Origin of the sequence: Paenibacillus sp. SYP-B3998 (assembly GCF_010820665.1) — a bacterium.
GTDB lineage: Bacteria > Bacillota > Bacilli > Paenibacillales > NBRC-103111 > Paenibacillus_E.
Map to the genome: position 1 here is coordinate 1 of NZ_JAAIKC010000018.1, position 13,373 is coordinate 13,373.

Below are 13,373 nucleotides of genomic sequence, written 5' to 3' on the forward strand. Positions count from 1 at the left end.
ACCTATTTGAAAGCTTAATTGCTCATTTGCGTTGCTAGCGAGATTTGCATCTCTTTTTTGGTCGATTGCTCGACCGTGCTTCTTTCACTCGTTGTTCAGTTTTCAAAGATCAATTTCTTTCGTTTTCCGTCCCGCTCTCGCGGCCGGATTTACAATGTACCACAGCTTCGACATCAATTGCAAGCACTAATTTTTCTTGTCATTTGTCGTCGATATCTGTTGGTTGTTGATCGAACGCAAGTCCCATTTGTTCGTTCATGGTCGTTTGCTCTTTCAGAACAACGAGGACTAATGTACCACGATACGAAAACAATTACAACCCTTTTGAAAATGTTCCAAAATTGCAATTGTTTTGATTGTTCCTACATCGATCTCTAAGTAAACAAAAAGGATGTAATGAACTACATCCTTAGACACTATCTTCAGTATTCCATTGTTATTATTGGGGTACCTACTGTCAATCTCCACATTCCCGTAGTAGATTCTTGATGCAAAGCAATTTGTACATTAACTATGTTGTTACCGCTTCTAATAGAAGAATGAAAACCATCCGACGCTAGTGAAGCACTGATTGTGTTAATATCCGAGTAACTTTCTACGATGCTTCCTCTAAAGTCTTTTACTATTTTTTTCACCAGCTCAGATGAGCTTTGCTGCGCCTCCAATTGTACTGAGGGAGATACATATCCATGCACCATGACATTCCATTGACCATTGATCTGTAGTTTGCGAAGTCGCTCACTCAATTCATCTTGCTTTTTGATCAAATGGGTCGAATCCGCACCCTCGGAAGCATCTATTCGCAATACCATGTAACAAGAAGATTGTCCTTGAGGACGAGCAACCGTTACTGTAACAGCTTCATCTATTCCTACCTCTAATTCGGCCTTATATATAAAAGATGAATTTGATTCGATCAAACCTTCAGTTTGTGGAAGTCCAATTGCTTGTGACAGTTGCTTCCCAGCTTGTAGTAAGTGCTCCTCAGATTCTCCACATGTTCCAAAATAACCTGTATATTTGAAGGTGATCTGATCATCACCATTCATATAAGGGGTTACGGTATTTAAAAGACGCAGTGCGTCCTGCTCTCCCTGAGCGCCAGCATGCCTGACCCATCCAAAAATAATTCCCGTTATAGCAATCCATAACATTGAGAGAAACCAAAATTTTTGCATATAAAAAGACACCTCTTCACTAGAATCTTCAATTCTAGTAAAAGGATGCCCAAATCTAGCAACTTTTAAACTATTTAACGAGTAGATTGAAAGAATTCGATTCGTTCCCCGTCTAATCCATTGAAGAAGAAATATCTTGAACCATTCGGAAGTGTTGTAATCTCTGTATCAAGTTGATCAACATTTAATCCCTGAATTCTTGCGAATTCTGTTTCTATGTCATCAACGGTGAAGGCTAAATGATGAACCTTGCCTTCTTGAGGTAATCCAGCATTGTAACCTTCTATTAATTCAACTTCTGTTTCATTGAGCTCTTCGAAGCCTAGAAAAGCTAGTCGAATTACACCATTAGCATGCAGCAGAGTTTCTTTGTGCTTCAAACTGATTACCTCTTCATAAAAATGAATCGAAGCTTCCAACTGTGCAACCATAACGCCGACGTGCTCCATTTTCAAAACGGCCATAGGTACCTTACCTCCTAGAATTAATCATTACTTTCCATTGTAACGAATAATGAAAGGAAGCGCGAGACGATTATAAACCATGCCATATTTATGAAGTAGGAATATAGTTCGTCTCCATTTCTCCATTATGTGAGTAGAGCGTTACTTCTGTTTCCGTCATGTTAACTAGGCCAAGATCATTAAATATTTTCCTCACTATTAAGTATCTATTTAAGTGTTTGTTAGGTTACCCGAAAGATTTCGCCATTAGCACAAAGACGGTGTATACTAAAATAAGATAGGATGACAACTGCAAGCCTACAGGTATTGAGAAAAACCCTCTCAGAAAACGTAATCTATACGCATGTTGCAGGTTTTCCTGTTGGAAAACTCCTTAGGAGGTTTCATGATGAGATTATTAAAGCTTCTTCAAATCTACGAAGTAGATGGAATAACACCCAAGCATCGTACAGAACGCTTCGATTTCGATGAGATTCAAGGGCACACTTTTCGCGAGATGAATCCAACTGAAGTTGGTTGTCCGATGGTTTTATCTGGCATAGAGAAATATGTACCGTTCAAAACGACAAGAGTACAAGCAATAGATCGAGATGGCCCCGATTTCCGGGTATTGACACGTAATACCATCTATCATTTTGAAGTCCATACAGATCGAAAAGCCACTTAACCTTTGGAAGGTAAGCGGCTTTTTTCGTTCATCTAACTAATTATCCAACTTATACAAATTCTTCACTTCTCAAAATCTACCAATCTCCCTTATACTAAATCTTGGACTTAATTTACCGTCGTTCTATTATAAGGGAGGAATTTGAAACGTATGAAAAAAACACTTACTACTCGTCTTACCGCTTTAGCGCTTGTAACCGTTCTTACTAGCTCTTTCGCTGGTAGCATTGCATTTGCCGAAACACCAACGGCCACATCTGCCGTTAAAGCAAAATCCGATCTGCAGCTTGCGATTGATAACGGCGCTATTGAAGGTTATGGCGATTCAGATTATCGTGGCGTGAATGCCGCTACTCGCGCAGAAGTCGTAACAATGATTAACCGCGCGGCCAAATTAAAAAATGCAGAGCTCGGATCGGTTACGTTCACTGACCTTGCTAATTGGCAAAAACAAGCTGTGGCTAATGCCGTTGCAGCTAAGCTTATCAGTGGCTTCGCAGATGGCACCTTCCATCCGAATGCCTCAGTAACTCGCCAAGAGCTAGCAGAATTGATTGTAAAAACAGTTACAGGCGGGCAGCTGCCAAAGGTTAACGAAAATGTGCTTAACTATTTTAAAGATAGCAGCGCCATTGCCAAAGATTCCCGCCCTTATGTTGCTTATGCAGTAATTAGCGGTATTTTCGCTCCAACCTTGGATGGAAACTTTAATCCTACGGCTGAAGTCACTCGTGAAGAAGTCGCGAAAGCGCTTAAACCAATTTTGTTTAAAGTTGTAGATATTTTGAGCACTAACGATATTCATGGAAAAATTGAAGTTGGCTTTGACAAAAAACGTAATCAAAATCAAGGTGGGATTGAAACGTTGGGTGGGATTGTAAATGATTTCCGCGCGATTAATCCTAAAGGCACTGTCGTCGTTGACGGTGGCGATGCTTGGCAAGGCACACTAATTTCCAATACAACGAACGGTCAATCGGTTATGGATACGATGGCTCAAGTTCAATATGATGCTGCTGCTATCGGCAATCATGAGTTTGATTTCGGTCGGGATGTTCTGATCGAAAATATCAAAAAAGCTAAATTCCCTATTTTGGGCGCAAACATTATCGATGACAAGACAGGTAAGCGCGTTGATTGGACTCAACCATACGTTATCGTTGAAAAAGATGGCTTGAAAATTGGTATCGTTGGATTTGCTACTCCGCAAACCACATCTACTACGAAATCGACTAACATTAAAGGCCTATCCTTTGTGAACCCAGCTCCTTTGGCGAAAGAACTGTCCGAAGAACTGCGCGCAAAGGGCGTAGACATCATTATGGTTACCTCCCACCTACCAGGTGAACAAAACCAAAAATCACAAGAAATCATTAGTGAATTGGCTGATCTTGCAAACGGTACAGGAAATGGTACACTCGATGCCATTGTTGGCGGTCACTCGCATCTGCGTGTTTCAGGCATTGTGAACGGTATTCCTGTAGTTGAAGCTCAAAGCTGGTTATACGCAGTTGGGCATATCCAGTTATTCGTAGACAAAAACACGAAGAAAGTCGTTTCCTCGAATGCAAGCTTATTGGAAACATACACAAACTTAACTACAGCTGATGCGAAAGTTCATCAAACGGTTGAGGATTACAAAGCAAAAATCGCTACCAAATCCAATGAGGTTGAAGTTGTAGTCGCAGAACCGCTTACCCGTAAGTCGTTCCGCTTCGCAGCGAATGGTCAAATTGAGCGTGATGGCGCTTCCCAACTTGGTAACAGCATTACTGATGCTATGCGCGCTTCAGAAAAATCAGACGTTGCCTTCACGAACATCGGCGGCGTTCGCGCTGACCTGGATAAAGGCGATCTGACTTATGGCAAAATGTTTGAGGTTTTCCCATTCGGCAATTATAACGTAACAGGTACAATGACTGCTGAGCAGCTCAAGAAGGCCCTTGAAGTGACTGACAAATACTCCAAGCTCCCAGCCATTCAATTCTCTGGTTTGAAAGTAGAGTGGGATGCTACAAAGCCTGACGGTCAAAAGTATTCCAAAATCACACTTGTAGACGGTACTCCCGTTTATGTAGATGGCAAGTTAAATACAAGCCGCACGTTCAAAGTTACGACAAACGATTTCATGGCTACCGGTAGCGGAGATGGTTTCACCGTATTCGGCGAAGTGAAAGACTGGAAAGACGGAGCAGTTATGTTGGATGCATGGGTAGATTATGCAAAAGCATTGAAAGCAGCCGGCAAAACAATGTCCTTGCAGGATGATGGTCGCGATGTGCGTTTGGATCTGAAAAAGTAAGAAAATAAGCAAACAGCCCGCCTTCATGCTAAAGGCGGGCTGGTTGTTTATTTATGACTTCTGGTACAACTTTTCAACCGAATCTACTACGTCAAAATGCTGAAATGAATCCACATAGCTTAACGATTCTTTGCTACCTAACCCCAGAAAACCAGCAGGACTAAGACTCTCCCGGAACAGCTCATGGGCTCGATTCTGCAAGGAAAGGTTGAAATAAATAAGCACGTTCCGGCAAAAAATAACGTGAAACTCGTTAAACGAGCGATCTGTGACGAGATTATGCTGAAAAAAGGTAACATGCCGCATTAAGGAAGCAGCAAAATAAGCATGTTCATCATCTGTTGTATAGTAGGTTGAAAATTCGCGACTCCCTCCAGCTTGCAAATAATTTTTCGTGTAACACTGCATTCGTGACAATGGGTAAGTTCTCGTTCTAGCTTTGTCAATAACTGCTGCGTTCATATCTGTTGCGAAGATGTGCGTTTTGTTTAGCAGCCCCTCTTCTTCTAGTAAAATAGCGATCGACAACACTTCCTCGCCTGTCGAACAACCCGCATGCCAGATCCGAATATTAGGAAGCTCCCTAAGATAGGGCACTACTTTGGCGCGGAATGCCCTAAAAAAGCTAGGATCACGAAACATCTCGGTGACATTAATCGAAAAGTCTTTGATTAATTGTTCGGCTACCAGCTTATCGTGAAGCGTCCTTTCTAATAGTGCTGTTATGGTAGGTAATTTCTCTAACCGCATTCGACTTTGAATACGCCGACGTATGGATGTTCTGACATAGTTACGGAAGTCATAACCATAAAGTCGATGTATCCCCTCAAGTAATAAATCAATTTCTAATGCTTCCCTCTCTGCCTCAACCATTTCTTCGAAGTCTTCAGAAGTATCTACTATGCTTGAATTCAAGTGCCTCTCCTCTGCCCCTATTTGGTTAGCCATACTCTCATCAGTGAAAACAACTGGTTCAAATTCAGCGGCTTGCTAATATAATCAGAGGCTCCTGCCTCCAAACAGATCTCACGATCCTGCTTCATAGCTTTCGCCGTGAGTGCAATAATGGGCAATTGCTCGTAACGCTGGTCTTTGCGGATAGACCGCATCGCTTCATAACCATCCATGACAGGCATCATAATGTCCATAAGCACCAAATCCATCACTTCATGTTGTTGTAAAATGTCTAGACATTCTTGACCATCATGCGCGACAATTACGAGGATCCCTTCGTTCTCAAGCGCGTTGCTTAGCGCAAATACATTGCGTACGTCGTCATCGACGACAAGTACCTTTTTACCTTTAAAAGCGTTTGTTTCCCCTTGAGTGTCGCCATGACTTTGCATGGCATGGGAATCTTTGCTTATGAGAGATGCCGTATAGGAGGCTGCCGCTTCCTTCCTTGCAGAAGCAAACTCGCTTATTTCTTTGTCGAGCGAAGGAATATACAGCGTGAAGGTGCTTCCTTTGCCTTCTTCACTTCGCATATCCATACAGCCGCCAAGCAGTGCCGCGAGCTCTCTACAAATGGACAGACCTAAGCCAGTTCCACCGTATTTGCGATTCGTCGTACCATCCGCTTGCCGGAACGGTTCAAAGATAAACTCACGTTTCTCTTTGGGAATCCCAATACCTGTGTCACTCACAGAGATCGCAAGCACACGCTCATTGTTTGCATTAGGCAATAGAGCCGCAACTTGCTCTGGGTCACACTTCTTCACCCGAAGGTGAACAGAGCCTTCATGTGTAAATTTGAAAGCATTCGAGAGCAAATTTTTAATAATTTGATAGACACGCTGCTCATCCGTATAAAAAATATCGGGAACAAGGGAGTCGCGTTCTATGATAAAGGTAATCTTTCTTTGCTCGGCTATTTTGGCAAACTGACTTTTCAGAACATCTGGAAGATCCACTAAATTCATTCCGCTAATATGAACCTCCAACTTACCAGCTTCAACTTTAGATAAATCAAGAATATCATTAATTAGCAGTAAGAGATCGTTTCCAGCAGAATGAATGACTTGCGCGTACTCCCGCTCTTCATTCGTAAGCGTACCGCGTCCGTTCTCCGTTAACATTTGCGACAAGACTAAAACGCTGTTAAGCGGAGTTCTTAGTTCATGGGACATATTCGCCAGAAACTCCGACTTGTATTGAGAGCTTTGCTCCAACTGCTTCGCATGTTCTTCCAAAGATACTCTCGTATGCTCCAATTCTTTCGATTTCTCATCTGCGTAACGATTCTGCTCTTCCAACTGCTCATTCGTAATGCGCAGTTCCTCTTGCTGCGTCTGCAACTCCTCTGCCTGGGTCTGCAGCTCTTCCGTCATCATTTGCGATTCTCTGAGAAGCCTTTCCATTTCAACCCGAGTTTGTACACTATGAATGATAGTACCAAGCACTTCGAGAATCTCATCGAGTACATTCAGATGAAGCGGCGTGAACACTTCTAAACTAGCTAATTCCATCACAGCCACAGCCTCATTGTTGTAGGTAATAGGAATAATCAAAATGCTTTGCGGCTTCGCAGTGCCTAAACCTGATGCTATCGAAATGTAATTGTCCGGCACTTTCGTCATATGATACATCCGTTTCGCAGCTGCGCACTGACCAACCAATCCTTCTCCTAATCGAAACCGATGCACACCTAGCTCTTTGCAGTCTCCCATAGCTGCATATGAAGCCAGCTTCTCCATAAAAATGCTGCGATCTTTCATCGAGCGGAGATAAAACACACCGTACGAGGCGTTAAATAATTCCGCGGCTTTACTAATAAAAGCGCTTCCTAAAGTTTCTAAATCAGAAATCCCCTGCAGCATGCTTACTACTTCTGTTAATTTCTTCTGCTGCCATTGAATCTCTTCATGGCTCTCAAGCAAAATATTCGTTGCGTCTGCAAGGTCCTTAACTTCATCATTAATACTTACGCGGACTCGCTGAGACATCTCTCCTTTGGAAGAAGCCAATTTGAGAATGGCTCGAGTTACCTGCTTCATCGTCCCGACAATCGATTGTGAAATAAATAAAGCAATAGCTACAGATAAGACCGACACGATCGATAACATGACAAATAAGGATGAGCTTAGTATCTGATTCTGACGATCTAAATGCTCAGCCCGTTGTTTCGTAAGACCCTTTTCGATTGTGCGAAAGGTTTCGAATTGCGAACGAATGCCCTCCATATCCTCTTTCCCCGAGTTTAATTGGAACAAATCTAAAATTTCTCTCGTCATATTTTTCTTTCGCATTGAAATGGAGGGATCTCCAACATCTATCATCCAATGCTCAATAGATGACTTAATGGACAGAAGCTTCTGCGATTGATTCGGGCTGTCAGCGATAAGCATATTTAGCCGGGAATAAGCTTCTCTCCACTTAAGCTCGCTATTATTGTAAGGTTCCAAATATGTGGGGTCCCCCGTAAGCAAAAAACCTCGCTGCGCACTTTCCATATCCATAACGAATTTCTCGATGCGATTAGTTTCTTCATGTACAGCGAAGTCATGATCTATGATGAAATTTCTATCTTCCTGCATGGACGAACCCTGATTGTTAACAAGCATAAATGAAAAAGATACGCACGCAATAATGAACAGATAACCGAGCATAATTTTAGAACGAATACCAAATCTTTTTTTCCCCAGCATGCTACGATTCCTTCCTTATTCGAATTCATCTTACTTTTCTATTATACTATTGATAGAGAAGGAAATAATAGAAAATTATCCCACATCAACCTTTACTTAATTAACGCGTTAATGTATTATTTAGTTATCGTAATAAAGAATATTTAAAGAGGAGTGTTTCTAATGAACAATCTTAGATTCGAGAACATTCACCCCCGCCTAGTCCTAAAGCAAATGAAGCCCTATTCACCCGGAAAGCCAATCTGGGAAGTACAGCGAGAAACGGGGATCGAGAAGGTAATCAAATTGGCCTCCAACGAGAATCCGTTAGGTCCTTCCCCAAAAGCAGTAGCGGCAATTCAAAGCTACCTCGGAGACATCCATCGCTATCCGGATGCAGATACCGTAGATCTCAGGTTTGCCCTTGCAGAGAAACTACAGGTTACCGCGGAGCACGTCATTGTCACCAATGGTGCTGATGAGCTGATTACCCTGCTCTCGGAAACATTTTTGGAGCCAGAGGATGAGATTATTGTCCCATCGCCTACCTTTAGCGAATATGAATTCGGCGCAACGCTCATGGGAACTAAGGTCATCTCCGTGCCATTGAGCGAAGGTTACCAATACAACATTACGGATATCCTTAATGCTGTAACCGAGAAAACCAAACTACTCTATCTCTGCTCACCCAATAATCCTACTGGAACCTATCTGCCTCGAACAGATTTATATGAACTTCTGGAAGCACTTCCTTCGCGGATTCTAGTTATATTCGATGGGGCATACAGTCACTTCGTTACAGCTGACGACTACTCCGACGGCCTTGAATTCGTCCGTATGGGATATCCGCTCATGGTGACGCAAACTTTTTCCAAAATATACGGGTTAGCTGGCATCCGCGTCGGTTATGGTGTTGCCGCCCCTAGCCTAATTAACAGCATTCGCCAGGTCAAGGAACCCTTTAATGTGAATGCCCTCGCGCAAATTGGCGCCATTGCTGCACTAAAAGATGACGCTCACCTTGAAGCTACGCGAGCTTCCAATACCAAAGGCCGAGAACAGGTATACGCTTTACTTGAGCAGCTAGGCATATCTTTCACGAAAAGCATGAGTAATTTCATTTTGATCAAACTCGGCCCAGAAGCCAAGAGCATCTATGACCAGCTGATGAGCAAAGGAATCATCGTTCGTCACGGCCAAGGATGGAACCTTCCCGAACATATTAGAATCTCAGTAGGGACTTCCGACGATCACCTCGCATTTATAGAAGCCTTGACATCCATTCTCGAGAAGGTCGAGCTCGAAAAGGAAGTTTCGAAGATTTAGTCGTGGGCTAGCAGCAGCCCCTCCTCAATAATTTGGTAGACACACGCAAGATATGCTACAATGCTATCAATTCATGTCTTATGGAGGTTTAGCATGCTAAAGGAATTTAAAGATTTCGCATTCAAAGGAAATATGGTCGATTTAGCGGTCGGGGTTATTATCGGTGGAGCCTTCGGTAAAGTGATTACTTCGATTGTGAATGATTTGATTATGCCGCCGATTGGGTTGCTGCTTGGCAAAGTGAAGTTTAATGATTTGTTTATTTCACTGAATGGGACTCATTATGATACCCTAGCTGATGCTGCAAAAGTCAGCGCTCCTACGTTTAACTACGGCCAGTTCCTATCTACTTTTCTGGACTTCCTAATTGTCGCATTCGTTATTTTCATGGTTGTTAGACAAATTACCAAGTTCCGTAAAAAAGAAGCGCCCAAAGAAAAAGCGCCAGCGACCAAATCATGTCCGCACTGCTTGTCCGACATTCCCGCGCAGGCCACGCGCTGCAAGTTCTGTACGTCGGAACTCGCATCCGGCTCTGCCGTGTCAGGCAGCATTCAATAGAAAAAAACCCGAATCGGTTGCCTACGATTCGGGCTTTTTCGTTCTTAGATCGGCGATTTCGCCCTGCACGAAGGCATTTTCGCGAAGCAGCCGAAGCAGCTGCTTCGCCGTCGCCTCGGGCGTCTGCAAATCTCCTTGCTCTTTCAATTGGACGAACCGGCTCACCTGCGGGAAGTCTTCCTCTGAGGCAGCGCGGATTTCCTGCTGCATCTCGGTGTCTACAACACCCGGTGCAACGGAGTACACCTCCACCGGATTCGCTTGCCCTTCCTGTTCAACGCCTACACAGCGTGTTAGCATGTCGAGGCCTGCCTTGGCGGTGCAGTAAGCTCCCCACCCCGGATAAGGCTTCTTCCCTGCACCGGAAGAGATGCCAACGACCCGCTTCTTGAGCGGGAACGCCTGTGTTTGCCGAATGAAGCTGTTCGTCAGCAGCATCGGCGCGATGAGATTGACCTGCATGCTCCGCTGCAGGTCTTCGTTAGTTGCTCGCCCAATCGCAGTCATCGGCTCGAGCGTGCCTGCGTTATTGATGAGCGTAATCGAGCTCGCTTCATCCAGATTTGCCGCGCTTAGGATTCGCTCAAGCAGCGAATCCAGACCGTCCATATGCGCCAAGTCGTAGGCATAGAAGGTTAGCGATCCTTCCGTGCGCAGCGACTCCTGGCGCAAGGTCTCGTTCTCGTTGCGAGCGATGTAGTAGATCGCAGCGCCTTGCTGCAAAAGCTGCGAGATCATCGCAGCACCGAGGCCTTTGGAACCTCCGGTTATGAGATAAACATCCATAGCGCGTCCTCTTTTCATAGAAGAATAATCTAAATTTAGTTATGACTAAGCGTATTCTTTGTGTATTTTACCATGGGAGCCTGACAAAATCACAAAACTGCGCTTGCTTTTAATGAAAGAACTCGCACAGCACAGGAGAGCAAATTTCTTCTTACTGAGCGAAGCTTGTTGGTTACTCACAAAACCCACTCCCCCTTCTGCTAGCGGCTTCTGTGCATACAATGCGGTTTGAAAGCGTGCTTCCTTTAGCTAACTTCGCCACGGTATTCGCTGCAAGCGCAAAGCGTTCGCAACGACGGATACGGAGCTGAGCGCCATCGCGGTCCCCGCGATCCAAGGTGCCATCCACCCCATGAAGGCTAAAGGGATCGCCAATGCATTGTAGAGCAAAGCGAATGCTAGATTTTGCCTAATGTTACGCATCGTTGCCCGGCTAATTACAATAGCGTCAGCCACACCGCCTAAATCACTGTGCAGCAAATTCACATCCGCCGCCTCTTTAGCTACATCCGCCCCGGTACCAACAGCAATCCCGATATCCGCTGCAGCCAGTGCAGGTGCATCATTTATTCCGTCCCCCACCATGGCTACCCGTTTCCCCTTGCGCTGCAAGGCTCTCACTAAGTCCACCTTGTCCTGCGGCAGCATTTCTGAATAAACTGCTGCGATACCTGCTTTTGCAGCAATCGCACGCGCAGTCCGTTCCTGATCGCCCGTAACCATGATGACGTCGGTTCGCAGCCTTTTCAAACGCCTAATCGCTTGGGGACTTGATGCTTTCATGACATCCGCGATGGCTAGCAGACCGACTACCGAACCTTGAGAGGCGGCATATAGAACGGTCTTCCCTTCCGATGCCAAACGCTCACTTACTTCAAAGTGTTGCTCCATATCTATCCCCTGCTGCTTCATAAAAAGCTTGGATCCGATCGCGACATCTATCTGCTCTACGCGAGCCTTCACACCGAATCCAGCCATGAATTCAAACTGCTCCGGTTCCTTGACGTTCAAATTCCTCCGCAGTGCTTCTCTGACAATCGCCTTTGCATAGGGATGCTCCGCCTGCAGCTCTGCGGCAGCCGCCATACGCAGGAGACGATGCTCCTGCCCATCTTCGGTAATGATATCCGTAACACGTGGCGCGCCATGGGTGAGCGTTCCCGTTTTATCAAGCAGAACTACATCCACCCTCTGGAGCTGCTCCACATCCTTGCCTTCCTTGAATAAGATGCCCCCTTCCGCAGCACGACTTGTACCGACCAGAATCGAGGTTGGCGTGGCAAGACCAAGCGCGCACGGACAAGCAATGACCAGCACAGCTATCGCCTTGAACAGAGCTCCGCTGAAATCACCTGGACTAAGCCACAGGGACCACATGCCTAGCGTCAATAGAGCAAGCGCCAGCACACTCGGCACGAAAACAGAGGCGATACGATCCACCGCGCGAGCAATCTCAGCTTTGGATCCTTGCGCCTCTTCCATCAGGCGGATCATCTTAGCAAGTGCTGTATCGGGACCTATAGCGGTTACCCGCATGATCAACGTGCCATCGATATTTCTAGACCCGCCGATCAAACGCTCCAGTTGGCGTTTCTCTACCGGAGCCGCTTCACCGGTCACGAACGCCTCATCGACAGCAGAACGACCTTCAAGCACTTGTCCATCAAGTGGAACCGTCTCCGAAGGAAGGATTAACAAACAGTCCCCAACCCGGATCTCTTCGATGGCAGCCTTAATCCTTTCTCCGCCACGAAGGAGCGTTACATGATCTGGCTTCAATTGTTGAAGCCCTTGAATAGATCGGAGCGTCCTTTTCTTCGCTGAGGCTTCCAGCCATTTTCCTAACAGAACAACGGTAATTATCATCGCGCTTGTCTCAAAATAAACGCTATGCGGATTAGAGTGACCCTCTCGCAGCATATGTATCGTCATATAATGACTGTACAAGTAAGCGCAGGTTGTACTTAAAGCAACAAGCACATCCATATTGGCGCTTTTGTTTCGCAGCGCTTTATAAGCGTTGAAGTAAAAGGGTGCGCCAATGATAAACTGCACAGGGGTTGCCAGTGCCCACTGAAACCATGGCTGCAAAAAAAGCTCAGGAATCCATATGCTCGAAGTAAATGTGTAGTGCCTAACCATTGCCCACAATAAAGGCAAGGTCAGCACTACAGCCATGGTCAGTTTGATACCAAGACTCGATTGCTCCTGCCCTCGCTTATTTCCTTCTTCGAGCTTTTTCGCTTTGTAACCGAGCTTTTCGATCCGTTCGATGATCTGATTATCCCCAACACATTCAGGTTCGATTACAAGCGCAGCACGCCCCATTGTCAAGTTGACGACAATTTCGCGTACACCATCCATTCTACTGACGACTTTCTCGATTTTTGCCGAGCAGGCTGCGCAGGTCATCCCTCCGATCTCCAGCCTCATTTGTTTAAGTTCCGCTTCGTCATTCATCTAG

10 protein-coding genes are annotated in these 13,373 nt (G+C 45.1%); 4 read left to right on the forward strand and 6 right to left on the reverse strand.

What is annotated here, in order from left to right; all coding sequences use genetic code 11:
* Window positions 1-422 precede the first annotated feature (422 nt).
* Together GK047_RS26175 and GK047_RS26180 are read right to left on the reverse strand one after the other, a co-directional pair.
* The gene (locus GK047_RS26175) at window positions 423-1,178 is read right to left on the reverse strand and encodes a YwmB family TATA-box binding protein (RefSeq protein ID WP_163953281.1); all 756 of its coding nucleotides are present in this window, start codon (window positions 1,176-1,178) and stop codon (window positions 423-425) included.
* A gap of 74 nt (window positions 1,179-1,252) precedes the next feature.
* Window positions 1,253-1,642, reverse strand: coding sequence for a VOC family protein (locus tag GK047_RS26180; protein ID WP_163953283.1), 390 nt, complete (start codon window positions 1,640-1,642; stop codon window positions 1,253-1,255).
* 385 nt (window positions 1,643-2,027) lie between these two features.
* Between GK047_RS26180 and GK047_RS26185 the strand changes: the two genes are divergently transcribed.
* A complete protein-coding gene (locus GK047_RS26185; RefSeq protein WP_240344278.1) occupies window positions 2,028-2,309 on the forward strand; it encodes a hypothetical protein in 282 nt (93 codons plus the stop codon).
* Between the two features lie 150 nt (window positions 2,310-2,459).
* Window positions 2,460-4,610: a 5'-nucleotidase C-terminal domain-containing protein gene (locus GK047_RS26190; protein ID WP_163953284.1), complete on the forward strand. Its 2,151-nt coding sequence runs from the start codon at window positions 2,460-2,462 to the stop codon at window positions 4,608-4,610.
* Window positions 4,611-4,661: 51 nt separating this feature from the next.
* On the opposite strand, the gene GK047_RS26195 is transcribed toward GK047_RS26190, so the two are convergent.
* Window positions 4,662-5,483, reverse strand: a complete 822-nt coding sequence (locus tag GK047_RS26195; protein WP_240344286.1) for a CheR family methyltransferase — start codon at window positions 5,481-5,483, stop codon at window positions 4,662-4,664.
* A 59-nt stretch (window positions 5,484-5,542) separates the two neighbouring features.
* Complete coding sequence (locus GK047_RS26200) at window positions 5,543-8,257, reverse strand: CHASE3 domain-containing protein (protein ID WP_163953288.1); 2,715 nt, start codon at window positions 8,255-8,257, stop codon at window positions 5,543-5,545.
* A 162-nt stretch (window positions 8,258-8,419) separates the two neighbouring features.
* Here GK047_RS26200 and hisC point away from each other — a divergent pair, with 162 nt between their 5' ends.
* Window positions 8,420-9,562 (forward strand): histidinol-phosphate transaminase, encoded by a 1,143-nt coding sequence (gene hisC, locus GK047_RS26205; protein ID WP_163953290.1) that lies wholly within the window; start codon window positions 8,420-8,422, stop codon window positions 9,560-9,562.
* Between the two features lie 93 nt (window positions 9,563-9,655).
* Window positions 9,656-10,123 (forward strand): large-conductance mechanosensitive channel protein MscL, encoded by a 468-nt coding sequence (gene mscL / locus GK047_RS26210; RefSeq protein ID WP_163953292.1) that lies wholly within the window; start codon window positions 9,656-9,658, stop codon window positions 10,121-10,123.
* Window positions 10,124-10,144: 21 nt separating this feature from the next.
* Here mscL and GK047_RS26215 read toward each other — a convergent pair whose 3' ends face one another.
* Window positions 10,145-10,909: a (S)-benzoin forming benzil reductase gene (locus GK047_RS26215; protein WP_163953294.1), complete on the reverse strand. Its 765-nt coding sequence runs from the start codon at window positions 10,907-10,909 to the stop codon at window positions 10,145-10,147.
* Between the two features lie 249 nt (window positions 10,910-11,158).
* Window positions 11,159-13,369, reverse strand: a complete 2,211-nt coding sequence (locus tag GK047_RS26220) for a heavy metal translocating P-type ATPase (RefSeq protein WP_163953296.1) — start codon at window positions 13,367-13,369, stop codon at window positions 11,159-11,161.
* Between the last annotated feature and the right edge of the window lie 4 nt (window positions 13,370-13,373).